26 protein-coding genes and 1 pseudogene are annotated in these 20,185 nt (G+C 31.1%); all 27 read left to right on the plus strand.

All coding sequences use genetic code 11. The features are described 5' to 3' along the window. Positions 1-9: 9 nt before the first annotated feature. The 27 genes and pseudogenes from flgL to BD821_RS00835 all read left to right on the plus strand — a co-directional run bounded on the left by flgL (position 10) and on the right by BD821_RS00835 (position 20,176). Positions 10-981 carry a flagellar hook-associated protein FlgL gene (gene flgL / locus BD821_RS00710; protein ID WP_104408875.1) on the plus strand — a complete coding sequence of 324 codons (972 nt, stop codon included), beginning with the start codon at positions 10-12 and terminating at the stop codon, positions 979-981. 21 nt (positions 982-1,002) lie between these two features. Further along, a complete protein-coding gene (gene fliW / locus BD821_RS00715) occupies positions 1,003-1,428 on the plus strand; it encodes a flagellar assembly protein FliW (protein WP_104408876.1) in 426 nt (141 codons plus the stop codon). Between the two features lie 4 nt (positions 1,429-1,432). Next, positions 1,433-1,648, plus strand: coding sequence for a carbon storage regulator CsrA (csrA, locus tag BD821_RS00720; RefSeq protein ID WP_104408877.1), 216 nt, complete (start codon positions 1,433-1,435; stop codon positions 1,646-1,648). 23 nt (positions 1,649-1,671) lie between these two features. Beyond that, complete coding sequence (locus tag BD821_RS00725; RefSeq protein WP_104408878.1) at positions 1,672-2,031, plus strand: flagellar protein FlaG; 360 nt, start codon at positions 1,672-1,674, stop codon at positions 2,029-2,031. Between the two features lie 42 nt (positions 2,032-2,073). Further along, positions 2,074-2,388, plus strand: a complete 315-nt coding sequence (locus tag BD821_RS00730) for a hypothetical protein (protein ID WP_104408879.1) — start codon at positions 2,074-2,076, stop codon at positions 2,386-2,388. Between the two features lie 14 nt (positions 2,389-2,402). Then, positions 2,403-2,789 (plus strand): flagellar export chaperone FliS, encoded by a 387-nt coding sequence (fliS, locus tag BD821_RS00735; protein ID WP_104408880.1) that lies wholly within the window; start codon positions 2,403-2,405, stop codon positions 2,787-2,789. 56 nt (positions 2,790-2,845) lie between these two features. After that, entirely contained in the window at positions 2,846-4,501 is a 1,656-nt protein-coding gene (gene fliD / locus BD821_RS00740; protein ID WP_104408881.1) for a flagellar filament capping protein FliD, read from the plus strand. 3 nt (positions 4,502-4,504) lie between these two features. Further along, complete coding sequence (gene fliT / locus BD821_RS00745; RefSeq protein ID WP_104408882.1) at positions 4,505-4,861, plus strand: flagellar protein FliT; 357 nt, start codon at positions 4,505-4,507, stop codon at positions 4,859-4,861. Between the two features lie 275 nt (positions 4,862-5,136). Then, positions 5,137-5,557: pseudogene (locus BD821_RS00750) on the plus strand (flagellin N-terminal helical domain-containing protein); the annotation flags it as partial. A 369-nt stretch (positions 5,558-5,926) separates the two neighbouring features. Further along, positions 5,927-6,088 (plus strand): hypothetical protein, encoded by a 162-nt coding sequence (locus BD821_RS13355; protein WP_169993876.1) that lies wholly within the window; start codon positions 5,927-5,929, stop codon positions 6,086-6,088. Between the two features lie 588 nt (positions 6,089-6,676). Then, on the plus strand, positions 6,677-7,522 hold the full coding sequence (locus BD821_RS00755; protein ID WP_104408883.1) for a flagellin N-terminal helical domain-containing protein: 846 nt from the start codon (positions 6,677-6,679) through the stop codon (positions 7,520-7,522). A 443-nt stretch (positions 7,523-7,965) separates the two neighbouring features. Next, entirely contained in the window at positions 7,966-8,370 is a 405-nt protein-coding gene (gene flgB, locus BD821_RS00760) for a flagellar basal body rod protein FlgB (protein WP_035794453.1), read from the plus strand. A gap of 2 nt (positions 8,371-8,372) precedes the next feature. Continuing rightward, on the plus strand, positions 8,373-8,801 hold the full coding sequence (flgC, locus tag BD821_RS00765) for a flagellar basal body rod protein FlgC (RefSeq protein WP_104408884.1): 429 nt from the start codon (positions 8,373-8,375) through the stop codon (positions 8,799-8,801). A 10-nt stretch (positions 8,802-8,811) separates the two neighbouring features. Continuing rightward, positions 8,812-9,111: a flagellar hook-basal body complex protein FliE gene (gene fliE / locus BD821_RS00770; RefSeq protein WP_104408885.1), complete on the plus strand. Its 300-nt coding sequence runs from the start codon at positions 8,812-8,814 to the stop codon at positions 9,109-9,111. Between the two features lie 20 nt (positions 9,112-9,131). Next, the gene (gene fliF, locus BD821_RS00775) at positions 9,132-10,688 is read left to right on the plus strand and encodes a flagellar basal-body MS-ring/collar protein FliF (RefSeq protein ID WP_104408886.1); all 1,557 of its coding nucleotides are present in this window, start codon (positions 9,132-9,134) and stop codon (positions 10,686-10,688) included. A 5-nt stretch (positions 10,689-10,693) separates the two neighbouring features. Continuing rightward, entirely contained in the window at positions 10,694-11,710 is a 1,017-nt protein-coding gene (fliG, locus tag BD821_RS00780; RefSeq protein ID WP_029453475.1) for a flagellar motor switch protein FliG, read from the plus strand. After that, complete coding sequence (locus BD821_RS00785; protein ID WP_104408887.1) at positions 11,694-12,434, plus strand: FliH/SctL family protein; 741 nt, start codon at positions 11,694-11,696, stop codon at positions 12,432-12,434. Before fliG ends, BD821_RS00785 begins: the two co-directional genes overlap by 17 nt. Before the next feature lie 21 nt (positions 12,435-12,455). Beyond that, positions 12,456-13,763 (plus strand): flagellar protein export ATPase FliI, encoded by a 1,308-nt coding sequence (gene fliI / locus BD821_RS00790; protein WP_104408888.1) that lies wholly within the window; start codon positions 12,456-12,458, stop codon positions 13,761-13,763. Positions 13,764-13,804: 41 nt separating this feature from the next. After that, positions 13,805-14,242: a flagellar export protein FliJ gene (gene fliJ, locus BD821_RS00795; protein WP_104408889.1), complete on the plus strand. Its 438-nt coding sequence runs from the start codon at positions 13,805-13,807 to the stop codon at positions 14,240-14,242. Positions 14,243-14,247: 5 nt separating this feature from the next. Then, the gene (locus tag BD821_RS00800) at positions 14,248-15,600 is read left to right on the plus strand and encodes a flagellar hook-length control protein FliK (RefSeq protein WP_104408890.1); all 1,353 of its coding nucleotides are present in this window, start codon (positions 14,248-14,250) and stop codon (positions 15,598-15,600) included. A 22-nt stretch (positions 15,601-15,622) separates the two neighbouring features. Next, positions 15,623-16,294: a flagellar hook assembly protein FlgD gene (locus BD821_RS00805; protein ID WP_104408891.1), complete on the plus strand. Its 672-nt coding sequence runs from the start codon at positions 15,623-15,625 to the stop codon at positions 16,292-16,294. Position 16,295: 1 nt separating this feature from the next. Continuing rightward, positions 16,296-16,691 (plus strand): TIGR02530 family flagellar biosynthesis protein, encoded by a 396-nt coding sequence (locus tag BD821_RS00810; RefSeq protein ID WP_104408892.1) that lies wholly within the window; start codon positions 16,296-16,298, stop codon positions 16,689-16,691. Positions 16,692-16,768: 77 nt separating this feature from the next. Further along, complete coding sequence (locus BD821_RS00815) at positions 16,769-17,848, plus strand: flagellar hook-basal body complex protein (RefSeq protein ID WP_104408893.1); 1,080 nt, start codon at positions 16,769-16,771, stop codon at positions 17,846-17,848. 116 nt (positions 17,849-17,964) lie between these two features. Then, on the plus strand, positions 17,965-18,156 hold the full coding sequence (locus tag BD821_RS00820) for a flagellar FlbD family protein (protein ID WP_029453467.1): 192 nt from the start codon (positions 17,965-17,967) through the stop codon (positions 18,154-18,156). Between the two features lie 13 nt (positions 18,157-18,169). Then, on the plus strand, positions 18,170-18,982 hold the full coding sequence (locus tag BD821_RS00825) for a motility protein A (RefSeq protein ID WP_029453466.1): 813 nt from the start codon (positions 18,170-18,172) through the stop codon (positions 18,980-18,982). Further along, positions 18,975-19,709, plus strand: a complete 735-nt coding sequence (locus BD821_RS00830; RefSeq protein ID WP_029453465.1) for an OmpA family protein — start codon at positions 18,975-18,977, stop codon at positions 19,707-19,709. Before BD821_RS00825 ends, BD821_RS00830 begins: the two co-directional genes overlap by 8 nt. After that, a complete protein-coding gene (locus tag BD821_RS00835) occupies positions 19,706-20,176 on the plus strand; it encodes a flagellar basal body-associated FliL family protein (protein WP_104408894.1) in 471 nt (156 codons plus the stop codon). The genes BD821_RS00830 and BD821_RS00835 overlap by 4 nt, the downstream gene beginning before the upstream one ends. The last annotated feature ends 9 nt before the right edge of the window (positions 20,177-20,185 follow it).

Consider the following 20,185-nt stretch of genomic DNA (forward strand, 5'->3'; position numbering starts at 1 on the left):
GGTGTAATTATGAGAGTTACAAATAAGATGCTTTCCCATAACTTTTTAAGCGATATGAGAAATAATCTTAATAATATGAAAAGAATACAAGAACAAGGAACCTCAGGAAAACAGGTAAGAAGACCTTCAGATAATCCATTTAAAGTTTCAAGAATAATGCAAATTAATTCAGATATAGTTGCAAATAAGCAATATAATGAAAATATAAAAGATACAATAAACTGGCTTGATTCAGCAGATACAGCTTTAGGACAATCTGGAGAAGTGTTTAAAAGAGTAAGAGATCTTTTAGTATCAGCTGGAAATGCAGCCTACGGATCTTCTGAAAGAAAGGCAATTAAAGATGAAGTAAACGAAAAGATAGAAGAGTTTTCGCAAATACTAAATACAAATTTTGATGGGAAGTATATATTCGGAGGAACAAGAGGAACATCAAAGCCTATGGACATAGTAAAGACAGGAGAAAATAGTAAACTTATTTATAGAGGCCGCGAAGGACAAGAAATTGATATTGGTAATGACGAATATAATATGATAAATTCAAAGCTTAGCGTAGAGGTATCTCAAGGTGTTTATATTGAATATAATGTAACGGCAACTGAAATAACTAAGTTTCAAAACTCAAAAAAAGAAGACTTAGATATTAGAAAAATATTAAGCAATATAACAGATCATTTAGATAGTGATAAGCCAGAGGATAGGGATAAACTAATAGGGGAAGACCTTCAAGGAGTAAGTGATATATTAGACAATATATTAAAACTAAGGTCTGGTGTTGGAGCAAAGCAAAATAGGATGGAATCTGCAAAGGAAAGAAATATAGAAGAAAACTTTAATATGACTGAAATACTTTCAGAGGTAGAGGATATAGACTTTACAGAAAACAGTATGGAATCCTATGTAATGCAGACAGTCTACATGGCATCACTTCAAGCAAGTGCTAGAATAATACAACCAACACTAATGGATTATATAAGATAAAATTAAGAAGGTGTTTATAAAATGAATTTTGAAACTAAATATCATGGGATTATAGGCTTTGAAGAAAAAGATATTATAAGGTTTAATAAAGGTATTCCAGGATTTGAAGATTTAAGAGAATTTGTGCTATTTTCAGTGGAGGGTAATGAAGTTTTTAAAATTTTACACTCTATAGAAGATAAAGACGTAGGCATTATAGTTATTAATCCTTTTGATTTTGCAGTGGATTATGAAGTAGTCTTACCAGAAAACACATTAAAAACATTAAAGATAGAAGAAGAAAGTGATGTATTAATGCTTAATACTGTTACTTTAAGTTCGAATATAAATAGTATAACAGTAAATCTTAGAGCACCTATAATTATAAATATAAAAAAAGATTTAGGGGAACAAATAATACTACAGGATGAAAAGTATCCTATAAAATACCCTTTGATTAAGGAGTGATAAGATGCTAGTTATAACCAGAAAAAAAGGTGAATCTTTGCTCATAGGGGATGATATTGAAATTACAGTAGTGAAGACAGAAGAGGGTAGCGTAAAACTAGCCATTTCAGCACCAAAGGAAATAAAGATTTTAAGAAAAGAGCTCTATGATGAGGTAAGAGAAGAAAATAAAAAATCTACAAACTTTAGTATAGATATGTTAAAAAACTTTAAGAAATAATATGATGTAGAAGGAGTATTAATATGGAAGTTACAAGGATAAGTAAGGGAAGACAAAACTCCACAGATTATAACTTAAGTATAGTAGTGAAAGACACAAGTGTAGATACATCTATGTTACCACCTATAGAGCCTATAAAGTCACAAAACAAAGATTTTTCTAAAGAAGATATGAAAGTTTCTGTAGAAAAGTTAAATAAATTTTTACAAGGTGAAAATGTGCATGCGGAATATGAGATGCATGAAAAATTGAATCAGATTATGATAAAGATAGTAAATACTGACACTAAAGAAGTGATAATGGAAATACCACCAAGAAAGATAATAGATATGGTGGCTAAAATGTGTGAAATGGTAGGACTTTTAGTAGATAAAAAAGCTTAACTTAAAAATACATCAAATATATACTATTATTGAGGTGATACCATGGAATTTAGATTAAATAAAGTTGATAATGACCTAAGAGATAGGATTAATGCAGAAACAAGAGAAGGTAAGGTTCATTCTAAAAGAACACTTCTTATAAATAAAGAAGAAAATGACTCCGGAAGAAGAAACGGAAGATGGAAAAATAAAAAAGATTCAAAAGAGAAGTTTAACTTATCTAAATATGCAAAGGGTCATAAAGATATATCTATAGAGGCCACAAGGCCTGAAAATGTAGAGGTAGAGGCTACAATAGAACATAAAAATACTACTAAAGAAACTTACAAGGGAAGATTCCTTGATATAAGGAAATAGGGGGAATAGATAAAATGCAAGGGAATAATGCTTATAATGTGTATAAAAATAATAGCGTTAACTTTGCCTCTAAAGAGCAACTTTTGCTCATGCTTTTAGATGGTGCTGTAAAATTTTCAAAAATGGGAAGACAAGCTATAGAAGATAAAGATATAAAAAAAGCTCACGAAAACATAATAAAAACTCAAAATATATTTTATGAATTAATAAATAGCTTAGATGTATCAAAAGGCGGGCAGTGGGCAGAAAGCCTTTTAAAAGTATATGAATTTATAGTAGATAGATTAGTTGTTGCTAATATGAAAAAAGACATAAATATAATGGATGAAATTATACCACTAATAGAAGATGTACGAAACACCTGGGAAGAGGCTTATAAGATTTCTAAAACAAATAGCTAAAAACCAAAATTATTTAATGGATAATTAATAATTTTAAAAGAACTAGGAGGGATTGTATGAATATAAGTCCAAATAGAATTACAGGTCTTGCCACTGGTATGGATACAGATACCATGGTTAAAAACATGATGAAACCTTATCAAATGAGAATGGATAAGATGAAGCAAGATAGGCAAATAACACAGTGGAGACAAGAAATTTATAGAGATACACTATCGGATATAAATAAATTCAAGAAAAATTATTTTGATGTGCTTAAAACAGACACCTACCTTTTATCTCCTAATACATTTACTGGATACAAGGCTACAATATCAAATAAAATAGCTGGTGAAAATCCTGGTGTGGATATAGAAGCCTTAGCTGGAGCAGAGGCGGGTAATTATGAGGTAGAGGTAATAAAACTTGCAAAGGGTGCAGGCTTTGAAAGTCGAAAGGATGCATTCAAGTCCAAAGTAATATTAAAAAGAGATACAAAAGTTTCGGAAATTGGAATTGGAAATAGTGAGTTTAAAATATCCTATGGTAAAGAAGGTATTGCATTAGATGGGACTACTATTAATAGTTCAGAAAACTACACTATAAAAGTTGATGAAAACATGACAATAGATAAGCTTGTGGACTTAGTAAAAAGTGAAACAAAGGGAAATGTTAAGTTATCCTTTAGCGAGCTTACCCAAAGCTTTAAATTCGAAACAGTGAAAACAGGAGAAAATTCAGTTTTAAGTATTGATGATAGCCTAAAGAAATTACTGGCAATGGATAATAGAGAAGATGGAACAGTCTCAGATAATATAGTTAAAGGTGAAAATTCACAGGCTAAGATTAAGGCCCCTGGCATGGAGAATTTTGTAGAAGTTAGTAAAGAAACTAATGCCTTTGTAATAGATAATATAAAATATTCATTAGTTTCAAAAGGATCTAATAATATTTCTATAAAAAAAGATGTAGATAAGCCTCTAGAAAAGATAAAAGGCTTTGTAGAAAAGTATAATGAAGTTATAGAAAAAATAAATAATCAAATTTCAGAGAAAAAGCAATATAAATTTTTACCTCTTACAGAAGAACAAAAAAGTGGAATGAAAGAAGAGGAAATTAAAAAGTGGGAAGATAAAGCAAAGCAAGGTCTTTTAAAAGGTGATAGTAATCTTGAAGATATGCTATCAAAGCTTAGAAGCTCATTTTATGACGGAGTAAAAGAAGCAGGTATATCCATAACAGACTTAGGTATATCTACAGTAAGTGATACTACTAAAAGAGGTAAGCTTGAAATAAATGAGACAAAATTAAAAGAAGCATTAGAAAACAATCCAGAAAAGGTAATAAAACTTTTGACAAAACAATCAGATACAGTAAAATATTATGACCCAGATATGTCATCTAATGATAGAGAAGCTAGATGGAATGAAGAAGGAATATTTCAAAGAGTTAATGATATACTTTTAGACTATACAAGAACTACAAGGAATAGTAACGGTAAAAAAGGATTACTTATAGAAAAAGCAGGAATAAAAGGGGACTTTTCAGAGGTAAATAATACTCTTAGTAAGGATATGTTAGATAGAGATAAACGTATAGGAGAGATGGAAAAAAAGCTTTTTGATAGAGAAAATGGATATTACAGAAAGTTTGCAGCACTAGAAAAGGCCATGAACAAAATGAACTCACAAAGTGCATGGCTTATGCAACAATTTGGAGGGGGACAAAGTTAATATATGAATATAAAAGAGGTGAAAATATTAAAGTCCCACCTTATAGAATATAAAGATGCAACTTTAGATTTAATAAAAGCTTTAGAAGAAGATAATATTGATAAGTTAGACCCTTTACTAGAAAAAAGGCAGGATTTAATAAATCATATTGAATCTCAGGAGTACGATAATGAAATATTTAAAGATTTATGTACTAATCTAAATATAATACCTCTTCAAAGTAAATTATCCACTATGCTAAATGAAAAAAAGAGTGAAGTTAAAGAAGAAATAGATAAGCTAGTAGAATTAAAAAGCGCTTCTAAAAGCTATAATAAAAGATTTAGTGTAGATTCTATATATTTTAATAAAAAGATTTAAAATAATTTCAAAAAAGCTATAAAGCATTATAAAAACAGTCTGAAGTATATATTAAGACTAAGTTATCAAGTGACTCTTAGACTCACGTGGAGTTTACTTATAAGGAATACATCTCTCCATCTGAGTCTTAGAAGAACTTATCCAGGGGCGTAGCAGCCGTCATCCCCCACCTTGAAGAGGATAGGGGTGTTACGGATGGTAGCCATCGGATAAAAATAATTTACCTAAAAAAAGACATGGATGTCTAAATCTCAAAATTCAAGGAGGAATATATTATTATAATTAATCACAACATGAACGCAATGAATGCTCACAGAAATATGATGGGTAATACTTCAGTAGCAGGAAAGGCTATGGAAAAACTTTCTTCAGGTCTTAGAATAAACAGAGCTGGAGATGACGCAGCAGGCCTTGCAATCTCAGAAAAAATGAGAGGACAAATCAGAGGACTTGACCAAGCAGGAAGAAATGCTCAAGATTTTATATCGCTTATTTAAACAGCTGAAGGTGCTTTAAATGAAACTCACTCAATATTACAAAGAATGAGAGAATTAAGTTTTCAATCTGCTAATGATACAAATACTACAGTAGATAGAGGCGAAATACAAAAAGAAGTTAGCCAATTAACACAAGAAATTCATAGAAGAGCTAATACCACTGAATTTAACACTAAGAAGCTATTAAATGGTGATTCTGGTAACAAAGTTGTTTACGGAACAAATAATAATGTTGCTTTAATTGATGGTGACGTACTGGATAGTACAGCAAAAACTGTAAATATTAATGGAACTAATGTAACATTTAACTCTGTAGCAGGAAAGCAAGATGATACATTAAAAAATTTAGCTGCAGCACAAGGATCAGGTAGAACATTAACATCTACTTCAGGCAATTCGATAGGATTAAAAGTTACTTTAACTGCAACACCAGCTTCAACATTAGGAACAGCTGGTGATGGTCGCTTACTCCATGGACGCAAGGAGACGGAGTTACCTTTAAAGAAAAAGAGTTAGAGCAACAGGTATAATTTTAGGATCTACATTTCTTGGATCATTAGTTACGGCAATGATACAAAAGAAAAATAATGATTCAAATAATGAATTGAAGTATATTACAGATGAAAGAGCACTATGGAGAAAAACTATAAGAGCTAATGTTATTGAATTGGTTAATAGCGAAAACTTTTATTATAGGGCTAAATTGATATCAGATTGTAATAATTTGTAATATCGTTTTTAGTGTTGTTTTAGTAAAAAAAAATTTGTAAAACTTTGTATTTCAGACTGTGTTTTTAAAATATTTAAGATGCCTGTAAGACATAAATCTAAAAATGAATACTAATAAATAAGCCTTTACTCAGATGGTAGAAAAGATAAACAATATTGTAGTAGATATTAAGATAAACATAGATGTATATGAAAAGAAGGTTTAAATCTCAGTTAAAGTTAGAATATATGACAAGTATAATATATTGAAATATTTGAAGGTGGCTTAAACTAAATACACTCTATGTTTATTTTTCCATTCTCCTTATTTTATCAACCCACCCTCAATAAGAACTATTAAGTTTTCTTCAATCTCTGCATTTGACAAACCATCTTTTTTCCACTCTAAAATAAACAATTCATCCTATTTAGTATAAAAGGCATTAATAAGTTGTTTCTCTGAATCACTTTATAAAAATTAAAAATTCTTGATCTAATTTATCAGACTAAGGTTTTTGAAAAGGCTTACGATAATTAAGAAGTAATGCATCTTGAAAAAACATAGTTGAAGATGCTTAGATGATAATATAACAAAGATGGAGTTGATTATATGAGACTTAGTCATAATCTTATGTCTTTAAATGTTTATAGAAATTACACGAAAAATGTAGGCGCTCAAAGTAAATCTATGTCCAATGTATCTAGCGGAGATAAAATTGGAAAGGCTATGGATAATCCTGCTGGTATGGGTCAAAGAGAACAGATAAGAATGCAGCTTAGAGGACTTCAAATGTCTCAAAGAAATATGCAAGATGGTATAAGTATGCTTCAAACAGTAGAAAGTGGATTAGATAACATAACTATGGCTTTAAATAGAGTAAGAGAGCTTACTATTAGCTGCGGAGGGGCAAAAATAGAAGATGATAGAGCTGTAATACAAAAAGAAATAGAACAAATGTTAAAATCTATAGATGATATAGCTAATAACACAGAATTTAACGGGGTCAAGCTTTTAGCTAAAACAGGCACAGAACCTGATCATATAAAAATGGCTTCTGGTGCAAATGTAGGTGATACATTAGTTATACCTGCGAATAATTTAACTTCTGGAAATTTAACTAATAAGGAAGGCACATTATCCCTTAAAGACATAAAGGTAAATGAAGGTAAAATAGATGAGGCATTAGGTATAATTGACGGATCTATAGATAAGGTTTTATCTATAAGAAGTAAGTATGGAGCTATTCAAAATAGAATGGAATCCCTATATGATATTCAAGGGCAAAACTCTTTAGTTATGGAAGGTGCTGATAGTAATATCGGTGATGTGGATATTGCCGAGGAAATGATGCATTTAGCAAAGCATAATCTTTTAGTGGAGGCTGGAAATGCCATGATGGTGCAAACTAATAGGATGCCTCAAGATGTGCTTAGGGTATTAGAAAGACTAAAATAAATTACGGATGGTAGCCATGGGATAAATGGAACTACAATGAAAATTATATATTTAGATGAATAAAAAAGTAAGATGTAAATAGGGTGAAATCCATTACATCTTTTTTTTATATAATTTAAAATTTATTTGACTATCTTGTAAAAATTTGCTACATTATGTATAGCACTATTTTAAAAAACAATTATAATTACTATTTAGAGTGTAATAACTCACTATAGAATCAAATTATAATACAAACTTAATTTATATTATAATTTAAACAATAATATTGATAACAGAAATAAATAATATATTTTAAAATAAATATTAAGGAAGTTTGTGTTAAATATTATTTTTGAAATATAAATATAACTTTAAATTTTATTTATATATTATTCTATGTATAAGTTTGATATAATATGTTGTATATTGTAAATAATAATGTTGGCTAGGAGTTGGGGTTTATGAAAAGTTCTTTAATACCGGAAGAAAGATCTTATAATATGCTAAAAAAATCTTTAGACGCTTCTTCCATAAGGGGAAAGACCATAGCAAATAACATAGCAAATATAAATACTAAAGGTTATAAAAAATATCAAGTAAAATTTGAAGAAACATTAAATGAAAGCTTTAATGAGTTTAAACTTAAGACAACACATGAAAAACACATAAATAATGGACGAAATTATGGAGACATTGAAGTAGTTCAAGATCAAAGCTCTAGCATGAGGGAAGATGGAAATAATGTAGATATTGAAAATGAAAAGGTTAATCAAGCAGCCAATACTTTAATGTATAATACATTAGTATCTCAAGCTAATAGTAAACTCTCTAACTTAAGATACGTTATAACAGGAGGGGGGAGATAATTATGAGTACTTTTGATTCCATGAGAATAAGTGCTAGTGGGCTTTCAGCTGAAAGACTTAGGATGGATACCATTGCATCTAATATTGCTAATGCTAAAACTACTAGAGGAGCAGATGGTAAACCTTACATAAGAAAGGTGGCTGTGTTTCAAAGTAATATTCAAAAAGAACTTAACAAAACAGATAATAAAGGTGAAAAGCTTATGGGGGTTAAAGCCGTAGGCATATCAGAAGACCAAAGTGACCTTAGAAAGGTTTATGAACCAAGCCACCCTGACGCAGATGAGCAGGGTTATGTAACCATGCCAAATGTTAATGTATTAAATGAAATGGCTGATGTTATAGCGGCGTCACGTTCATATGAAGCTAATGTAGATACTTTGAATGCTATGAAGAGTATGTACTCTAAAGCATTAGAAATTGGTAGATAGGGGGATTAATATGAAAGTTAATGGATTTGTGCCAGATAGTAGCATTTTTGATAATATGAAGATAAATAATAAGGAAAAGCAAGAAAAACAAGAAAACTTTTTAGATGTTTTAAAACAAGGTATGAATAGTGTTAATGATAAACAGGTTTTAGCAGATTCAAATATGGAAAGCCTTATAAAGGGTGAACAAATGGATGTACATAAGGTAATGTTAGCAACAGAAGAGGCCAAGCTATCTTTGCAGATGGCAGTACAAGTTAGAAATAAGCTTGTAGAAGCTTATCAAGAAATAAATAGGATGCAGTTATAAGCTAGTGAGGAGTGCGGGTAATGGAGAAGCTTAAGGAAGGCTTAAGGAATATGCGAGATAAGCTTAAAAGCATGAAGCTTGGTACGAAAATTGCTTTAGGGATATCTTTGATAGCTTTTATTATTGCTATTATATTTTTAAGTACATATATGAAATCTAATAAATATGGGGTTTTATTTTCAAATTTAGATCCAGCTGATGCAAAAGTAGTAACTGAAAAGATTAAAGAGAAAAAGGTTAAGGTAGAAGTTAGGGGAAATTCTATTTATGTACCAAAAGAAATGGTGGATGAACTTAGACTAGAGCTTGCTACAGAAATTTCAAATGGTAGTAAAGGATATGAACTTCTAGATGATGGAAATTCATTTGGTATGACAGATGAAGAATTTTCAGTTAAAAAGCAAAGAATGTTACAAGGAGAAATAGAAAAAACTATAAAAAGTTTTCCACAGGTTAAAAATGCAAGGGTGCATTTAACCCCTGCTAAAGACTCTGTTTTTGTAAAGGATGCAAAGCCTGGAAAGTCATCGGTTTATTTAGAACTTAATCAAGGCGAAAAGATTGACGAAGAACAGGTAAAGTCTATAGTAGCATTAATTTCAGGAGCAGCTCAAAACATTCCTAAAGAGAGTGTTGAGGTTATAGATGATAAAATGAATCTATTATCTAAGGATATATATGATGATAACGCTATGTCTATAGCAGCTTTAGATAAACATAAACAAGCAGAAATAGATTATGAAACAAAGCTTGAAAATTCAGTTTTAGATATGTTAGAAACAGTTATTGGAAGGGATAGGGTTAAAGTGAAAGTTAACTCAGATCTTGATTTCGATGCTGTAGAGGAAAACAAAATAGTAATAGATCCTGAAAAGGTTCCAGTAAGTGAATCTTCATTAAAGGAAACAAGTAATGGTGGCGAAGAGCGAGTAGCTCAAAGCCCAGTTGATAATAATATGAATAATACTATTGCAAATAATAATGGTAATGTTTCAACTACCAAAGAAGAATTGAATACAAACTATGAACTAGGAAAAACAGAAAGGAAAGTTATAGCAGCACCAGGAGAGGTGAAAAGATTAACAGCTTCTGTTGTTGTTGATGGAAACTTGGATGAAAGAATGGAAGAAAGCATCAAATCTTTAGTTTCTAATGCGATTGGTTATAAGGCTGATAGAGGAGATGAGGTAAGTGTTGTAGGAATGACCTTTGATCCTACATTAAAAGATAATGCAAAAAAAGAAATAGAAGATATGCAAAAGCAAGCTGAAGCAGAAAACAAGAGAAAGCTTTATAGAAACATAGGTATTGCTTTAGTTTCACTTTTAGCAATTATAATAGTTTTAGTTATACTTAGAAAAAGAAAAGAAGAAGATATAGAAGACGAGTTAGAAGGGTTAGATGTGATTATTGGGGATAATATAGAACCTAAAGAAAAAGTAGAATTTGCACCTATAGAATTTGAATCTAACAGTGAAAGTAATCATATAGAAAAAGAAATTAAAAAATATGCCAGTGAAAAACCAGATCAAGTTATTGATATAGTTAAGTCCTGGATTTCAGAGGATGAGAGGTGATATGAGTGCCAAAGGATAATGACAAACTTACAGGTGTGCAAAAGGCGGCTATACTTTTTATTACTCTAGGGCCCGAGGCTTCAGCTGGTATAATAAAGAGACTTCCAGAGGCGGAAATACAAAAGATAACCTATGAAATAGCAAATATAACCACAGTAAAACAAACCCAAAGACAGGATATACTTCAAGAATTTATAGAGATGAATAAGGCAAGAGATTATCTTTTAGAAGGTGGTATGGAATATGCAAGAAACCTTTTAGGAAGAGCACTTGGACCACAAAGAGCTAAGGAAATATTAGATAAGGTAACAGAAGCTACACAACAATATAGACCCTTTTCTATTGCAAGAAAGGCAGATGCTCACCAATTAATGAGTGTAATATCAAATGAGCATCCACAAACTATTGCTTTAATACTTTGTTACCTTCAATCAGATAAGGCAGGACAGCTTTTATCTTCATTACCAGAAGATATTCAAGCTGAGGTAGCCTATAGAGTTGCAACTATGAGTAATACTTCACCAATGGTCATAAAGGAGATAGAAAAGGTGCTTGATAGCAAGCTGTCTTCTGTAGTGAGGTCTGATATGACAATAATAGGAGGAGTACCAACACTTGTAGATATACTTAACCAGGTTGATAGAACTACAGAAAAGAATATTACAGAAAACTTAGAGAGAGAAGATCCAGAACTTGCAGAAAAGGTGAAGGAATCTATGTTTATATTCGAAGATATTATATCCCTTGGAGATGTATCTATACAAAGAATTTTAAGAGAAGTGGAAGTAAAAGATTTAGCTTTAGCTCTTAAGGGATGCTCTGAAGAAGTATCAGAAGCTATATTTAAGAATCAATCTAAAAGAGCAGCAGCTTCACTTAAAGAAGACATGGAATTCCTTGGACCTGTAAGACTTATGGATGTTGAAAAGTCTCAGCAAAAAATTGTTGCTGTAATAAGAAGACTAGATGAATCCGGTGAAATAGTTATAGCAAGAGGTGGAGAAGATGCCATCGTTTTATAAGGTTATTAAAGGGAAAGAAGTAAAAGATACAGGGGAAAAATTAATAGATACTGTACATGATATAGGGAATAATGAAAAACAAATATCAGAGGGCTTTGATGATAATAATTTATATAGTTATGAGATTATTGGCAAGTCTATTATGGAAAAAGCAAAAAAACAAAGAGAAAAAATACTTGAGAGTGCTTATGAAGATGCTATTATTATAGAAAAAGATGCCTATGAAAAAGCCTATAAGGAAGGCTACGAAAAGGGATATGCTGACTCTTATGAAGCACATATAGAAAAGGCTTTAAAGGAGGCAGATTCTATATTAGAGGAAAGTAGATATAAAGCAAGTGAAACAGCTAAAAGTGCTAGAGATAACTTTGAAAGCTATCTTAAGGAAAAAAAGGATGAGATTTTAAATTTATCCTATGAAATAGCCAAAACTATATTGAAAAAAGAGATAATTAAAGAAGATGGTTTAGATGATATTATATTAAAGATTTTAAAAGAACATAGGGATAATAAATCTTTTATAATAAGGTGTGAAGAAGGATACGTAGACCATATAAGAGAAAATATAGTGAAGTGGAAAGATGAATCTGCTTTTAAAGGGGATATATTTGTAATAAAAGACGATTCTCTAGGTGAAGGTAATGCAGTTATAGAAAAAGATAATGGTAGTATTACAGTAGGAATAGATATTGGTCTTGAAAATATCAAAAAAAGTCTTTATTAACTTTTAAAATAAGGGGATAATATGCTTGAAATAGATTTTGATAAAATAAAAAATAGAGTTAAAAATTGTGATACCTTTTATTCAGAAGGAAGAGTAAAAAAAGTTATAGGACTTACTATAGAAGTACAAGGTATAAAGGCTTTTGTTGGAGAACTTTGTACTATATATAATGAAAGAAATACAGCTATCTCCTGCGAGGCTGTGGGATTTAAAGATAATAATGTTATCCTTATGCCTTTAGGAGAACTTATAGGTATTTCACCAGGTTGTAAGGTGGTTCCAGAAGGAAGACCTCTTAGTGTTAATTGTAGTAATGATTTATTTGGAAAAGTGCTAGATGGACTTGGAAGGCCTTTAGATGGTGAAGAAATAATAAGAGGTGAACAATACGAATTAGATAAAGAACCACCAGACCCTTTAAAGAGAAGAAGGATAAAAGATGTATTACCTACAGGGGTAAGAGCGATAGACGGTTTTTTGACCTGCGGTGAAGGACAAAGAATAGGTATATTTGCAGGATCAGGGGTTGGTAAAAGTACAACACTTGGAATGATAGCTAAGTATGCAAAGGCTGATGTAAATGTTATTGCACTTATAGGTGAAAGAGGTAGAGAAGTTTTAGACTTTATAGAAAAAGACTTAGGTGAAGAAGGAATGAAAAAGTCCATAATAATTTGTGCAACCTCTGATAAGCCAGCTCTTGTTAGAATTAAAGGAGCCTTTACAGCAACAGCTATTGCAGAATACTTTAGAGACCAAGGTAAAAAGGTTATTCTTATGATGGATTCTGTTACTAGATTTGCTATGGCTCAAAGAGAAGTAGGACTTGCTATTGGTGAGCCCCCGGCAACAAAAGGATATACACCATCGGTATTTGCCATGTTACCAAGGCTTATGGAAAGGTCAGGAATGTCAGACAAAGGATCTATAACTGCCTTTTATACTGTTTTAGTTGATGGGGATGACTTTAATGAGCCTATAGCCGATGCTGTTAGAGGAATATTAGATGGACATATAGTTTTATCTAGATCTTTAGCCCACAAAAACCATTATCCAGCTATTGATATATTAAATAGTATAAGTAGACTTATGCCAGAAGTTGCATCAAAGGAGCATAAAAAGCTAGCTTCCTTTGCAAGAGATCTTTTAGCTACATATAAAGATTCAGAGGATCTTATAAGTATAGGAGCCTATGTTAAAGGTAGCAATAAAAAGGTTGATACTGCTATAAAATATAATGAAGCATTAAATGCATATCTTATGCAAGGAATAAATGAGCAGGTGGAATTTGATTATAGTATTGAAAGGTTACTTAGCATGTTTAATTAGATGAAGGCTTTAAAATGCAACAATAGAGAGGAGATTAAGCATTGGCATTATTTAACTTTAGACTTCAAAAACTTTTAGATATACGGACAGAAAAAGAAGAAGAAAGCAAACGGAATTTCAAAGAAGCACAGGGTCAAAAGGATAAGGTAGAAAATTCTCTAAATAATATGAAACAAAATTATAGTAGATATAATTCTGTAACTGTTAAGGAAGATGTTGTACAACAAAAGATAAGAAGAAATTATCTTTATGCATTAAATACATCTATAGATGAGAAAACTATTGAGCTTAATAAAAAGATAATTGTACTAGACAAAAAACGAGAAGAGCTAAAAGAAAAACAGATAGATAGAAAGACTGTAGAAATATTAAAAGATAAAAAGAAAACAGAGTTTTTAGATATAGAAAAACATGTAGAACAAGTACAAAATGATGAGTTTGCCTTATATGGGTATATGAGAAATCGTGAAGGGAGGTGAGATATATGATGCAAGGAATAAGGCCTAGTAATACTTATGATTATGCTAAAACTAATTACCCTAAGCCTAAAAATTTAGAAGACAAATCTTTTACAGAAAATCTTGCTTTATTATCTAAAGATAATAAAAAAGAATCTACAAATGCGTTAAAAGATAAAGCAGGTAGTGATTCCACAAATATAATAAAAAAGGATAATTATCCCCCAAAAGAAGACATATGTGATTTAGAAGAAGCTGAAACTTATGAAGAAACTAAAGGTTCAATGGATAAATCACCATTCTTTATGGGGCTTTTTGCATTGCTAAAAGATAATGATTTAGATTTGACTAAAATTGTTGAAGAGGAGCCGGAAATTAAGGAGAGCTTAGATAAAATAATATTTAATTTTAATGAAGGTGACTCAAAAGATATAAATCCCTCATTAAATGATATTGAAAGCTTATTAAATGAAATGCTAGGGGAAGAATTAGAACCTTTAAAGGGCCAGGAATTAGAGGCTTTGAAAAGTGAGGTAAATAACTTAAAAGTTAATGATGAGGTAAATATTATTAATATTGAAAAGGAACCTAAGGAAAATAGCAATATTAAGGATATAATAAATAAAATATATGATCTTTCATTAAATAGAAAGTCTCATGAGACAGAAGCTTTAGAATCAAACCTAGAGGGAGAATCTGAAAATAAACAAACTACTTTATCCTTAAAAACAAATAAAGTAGAAACGTCACTAGATTCAGATAATAAAAGTCCTTTTTTAACTAGTGGCAATGAAGAAGATAAAGAGTTAAACCTGTTAAAGAGTTTAATAGGAGAAAAGAAGGTTGAAAAAGACTTTACTAAAACCTTTATGATAAATAAAAGTCTTATGAATAATGGAGAAATATTAGAAGCTAATGGAACTGAAAATATAGTAGCTACAAAGGAAACCATGGTTTCTGATGTGATTAAATCTGTAAGATTTATGGAGATAAACAATGTAAAAGAACTTACAGTTAAAATTAATCCAAAGGAACTTGGACAAGTTATTATAACGCTAGTACAAGAATCAGATGGTATGAAGGCTAAAATAATGGCTAGTAGCAAAGAAACTTATAGCTTATTAAATTCTAATTTAAAGGATCTTAAAAACGGCATGCTTGAAATGAATTTAAAAGTAAATGAAATTCAAGTAGGTATTTCTACAGAAGATTTTATGTCTTATTCAAATTTACCACAGGGCTTTTTTGAAAGTGAATTTGAGAAACGACAATCTAATAATGGTGGAAAGCCTAAAAATGTAACTAAGGCTGAAGACGCAATGATAAAGGACAATGATAAAGAAATTATAGAGAATGGTAAGATTAATATGTTAGCTTAAATGATTTTAAAGGAGGAGTTAAATGTCAGGAATAAATAGGCCTACTGAATTTAATTTAAAAGATGGTGTAGTTACTGATAATTATACGGATAGAAGGACAAAGATAGTTAAAAATGGGGGAGGACTTGATAAAAATTCATTTTTAAAGATATTAGCGGCACAGCTATCAAATCAAGACCCATCTAATACAGGCGATACTACAGCATATATAGCTCAAATGGCTCAATTTGCATCATTAGAACAAATGGCCAACTTAAATAACACTACATCTAGTATGGCAGCGAGTTCGCTTATTGGTAAGGGTGTAACCTTAAATTATGCTGATGATGATGGAAAGCCTTATACCGGAATAGTAAGAGGTACAGAAAACAGACGTGGAGAAACAATTTTAGGTGTAGAAGTTAGAAAAGGTGATAAAACCGAAATCTTAGAATTTGCAATTGGAGATGTTATGTCCATACTAGATGTACCAAATCTTGATGTAGAAAATATAAATTCAAATACATCATTATTATATGCTTCTTCCCTTATTGGAAAAAAGGTGGAGCTTACAGGTGAGACAGAAGATGAAAAGATAAATGGAATAGTTACTTCAGTGTTTAGGGAAAAAGGACTTATTAATGTTACTGTAAGGCTTGAAGATGGCGAAATAAAAAAATATTCTTATACTAAGATAAATAAGATATCGGAGTAAAATGAGTTATAGAATAATCAATGGAAAGCCTTATTTAATAGATGATTTGCAGAGCTATAAGTCTAAAGAAGTAGCTAAAAAGGTTAGCAATAATAAAGAATTATCTGATTCTAAAAGTTTTAAGGAAGTTTTAGAATTAAACATACAAAAGGACATAAAAATTTCTAATCATGCATCTGAAAGAATGAAGGATTTAAATTTAAATCACATAGATATGGAAAATATTAAAGAAGGAATAAATAAAGCTGAAAAAAAGGGATCTAAAAATTCTTTAATATTATATAAAGACATGGCTTTTGTAACAAGTGTACAAAACAGAACAATAATAACCGTAGTAGATAAAGAAAGAACAAAAGAAAATGTATTTACTAATATAGATAGCGTAGTTATGTTATAGGCTGGACCTAATTTTAGGGGGCCTTTCCTTGTGGAAATATTGAAACAAGGATATTAAATAAAAGTGAGGTATATTAAATGATAAGATCCATGTATTCAGGAATTAGTGGTATGAGGGTAAATCAAGTAAAGTTAGACGTTATAGGAAATAATATAGCAAACTCTGGAACCACAGGATTTAAGACTCAAAGAGTTAGATTTCAAGATATGATAAGTCAAAATATGGGGAGTGCTTCAGGACCAAGTAGGAATCTAGGAGGAGTTAACCCAAGGCAGGTAGGACTTGGAGTGCAACTTGCAGGAATAGATACAGTGGTATCTCAAGGAAATATGCAGCCTACAGCAAGAAATTTGGATGTAGCAGTAGATGGAGATGGATACTTCATGGTAGCTAGAGGTGAAACAACATTTGTAGATGGAATTAAAATTTATGATGCTGCTGATCCTAAAGACTTTCAGTTACCAACGGATACTAAGGGATTAGATATTATGTTTACAAGGGATGGATCATTTACCACAGATCACCAAGGAAACCTTCTTAATTCAGATGGACTTAGAGTGCTTGGATATTCTTTAATTGGTAGTACAGATGCCAAAGATAAGCCAGAAGATGTTGATGCTGAAAGTATGCCAGTTGGTGGCACAGGTGATTTGAATTTTGTAGACGCAGATTCTAAAAAGCTACATGCTAGTGGAGATTTAAGGACACTTAAAATACCTGAAACAATAAAAGTAACAACTGCTGGAGGAACTGAAGATAAAAGAATTACATCCTTTTCTATTGAGAAAAATGGTTTAATAAAGGCTACCTTAGAAGGTGGGTCAAAGGCTGTTATAGGTCAAATAGCTATGGCGTCATTTAAAAATCCTGCAGGCCTTGAAAAGATGGGAGGAAACTTATTAAAGAGTTCTCCAAACTCAGGTAATGCAATAATTAGAGCAGGAATAATACCTAAATCAGAAAATCCAGATGATGTAAACCCTAGCAATGAAGCAGGTTATGGCGATATGCTTCAAGGTGTACTTGAAATGTCAAATGTAGACCTTGCAGAGCAATTTACAGAAATGATAGTAGCAACAAGATCATTTCAGGCTAATGGTAAGTCAATATCTACAGGAGATGAAATACTTCAAGATATAATAAATCTTAAAAGATAGATAGTTAAGGGTTAGAAGTAAATATTAATCTTATAAAGTTGTTAATGAAACACTGTAAAAGAAATTTTACTTTTAACTCCTAATTTTTAACTTGTAATTATAGGGAGGGGTATAATATGGTGAAACTTGTAGGCCTCAATCAAAAAGAATTTATACTAAATGCCGAACAGATTGAAAAAATAGAAGAAGTTCCGGAAACTTTGATTACTTTGGTAAATGGAAAAAAGTATATAGTTCTAGAAACCCCGGAAGAAGTTATAAACAAAGTTATAAAGTATAAAAATAAGATATTTAATTTAAATTTGTAGGAGGCAACTAAAGATGAAAAAACAGGATGTGCTCACTCTTATAGGTGTTGTGGTAGGGGCCGCAATGCTTGTATGGGGGATGGCTTTAGGAGGCGCAAATCTTAAAATATTTTGGGACTTTTCATCCCTTGTAATTACTGTATTTGGGTCCTTTTGCGCTTTACTTATAAACTATCCTATATCAGAATTTAAGAAGCTAGGAAAGGTTTTGTTAGAATCATTTAAGGAACCTATCCTTTCACAACAGGAAATGGTAAGTCAATTTGGAAGTTTATCAAGAAAGGCTAGAAAAGAGGGATTATTATCTTTAGAAGATGATATTTCTAAATTAGAAGATGCGTTCTTAAAAAAGGGTCTACAAATGGTAGTAGATGGAATTGAACCTGAAACTATAAAAGATATAATGGAACTTGAAATTGATGAAATGGAAAGAAGACATATAACAGGAGCAAACATATTAAAAGCTTGGGGAGGATATGCACCTGCTTTTGGTATGATAGGTACACTTATAGGTCTTATACAAATGCTTTCAAATTTAACCGACTCTAATGCTATAGCATCAGGTATGGCAAAGGCTCTTATAACTACATATTACGGAGCTGTAATGGCTAATTTATTCTTTAATCCAATGTCAGCAAACCTAAGTTTAAAAAGTGGGAAGGAAGTTGCCACAAGAGAGATGATGCTAGAGGGCATTTTATCTATACAATCTGGAGTTAATCCTAGAATTGTAGAGGAAAAGCTTATAACATATCTATCACCAAAGGAAAGAATGGAATATGCTAAAATTAGCTCTACAGGTCAGGGAGGGACAATAGATGGCTAGAAAAAAGGATGGTCCAAAAGTTGAAGAGTTAACTGGAGATGAGTGGATTGCTACATATTCTGATACTATAACTCTTTTACTTACATTTTTTATATTGCTATATTCTTTTTCTTCAGTGGATCAAGAAAAGTTAAAACAAATTTCTACAGCTCTACAAAGTGTTTTAAATGGAAGCGGAGGAGTTGGAATCTTAGAATTTAATATGAATAATGGAGATGTTCCTATTGTAGGAGAATCTATTCAAAAGGATAATCTTCCTCAAGCAGAGGCTGATATGTATAGTAAAGTTAAAGAGTTTGTAGATGAAAATAATCTTTCGTCTACAGTGGATATACAGCAAGATGAAAGAGGAGTAATAATACAACTTAGGGATAATATCCTTTTTGAATCAGCAAAGGCTGATATAAGAGAGGAAAGTAAGTCTATACTCGATAAAATAAATAATCTTATGGATACATTTCCAAATCATATTGTAGTAGAAGGTCATACAGATAATCTTGCTATAAATACATTTAAATATGAAAGTAACTGGGAACTTTCTACAGCTAGGGCAGTAAATGTGGTTAGATATTTTGTAGAAACAAAGGGACAAAAGCCCGCAAGATTTGCTGCTGCTGGATATGGCGAATATAAACCTATGGTAGCAAATGATAGCAATGATAATAGGTCAAAAAATAGAAGAGTTAATATTTTAATTCTAGCTACAGATAAGGAGAAGAAGCAATGAGTGAAAAAGATTTAAAAGAAAAAAAAGGTGGAAATACTCTAAAGATAATCTTAATAATATTACTCACCTTAGTACTTTTGGGTGGGATTGTTTTTGGAGGAATGTTTTTTATGACAAAAAACAAGCAAACTGCAAGTGCAGAGGTAGCTGTGGTGAAGGGTGAAGAGATAACTAACTCTCTTGATGAATTTTTAGTTAATTTATCCGATGAAGGTGGCAAGAAATATTTAAAGGTTAATGTATCTGTAGGATATGGACCTAAAAATAAGAAACTAGAAAAAGAACTATTAGAAAAAAAGGCTATTATGCGAGATACTGTTATAAGCGTTTTAAGAAATAAAAAATCTACAGATGTGACAGTAAAGGGAACAGAAGACCTTAAAAAAGAAATTTTAGATAGATTAAACCCTCTTTTAAACAATGGTAAATTAACAAATGTATATTTTAGTGATTTATTAGTTCAATAAGGATTAATA

This window comes from Clostridium algidicarnis DSM 15099, assembly GCF_002934235.1.
Classification (GTDB): Bacteria; Bacillota; Clostridia; order Clostridiales; family Clostridiaceae; genus Clostridium_L; species Clostridium_L algidicarnis.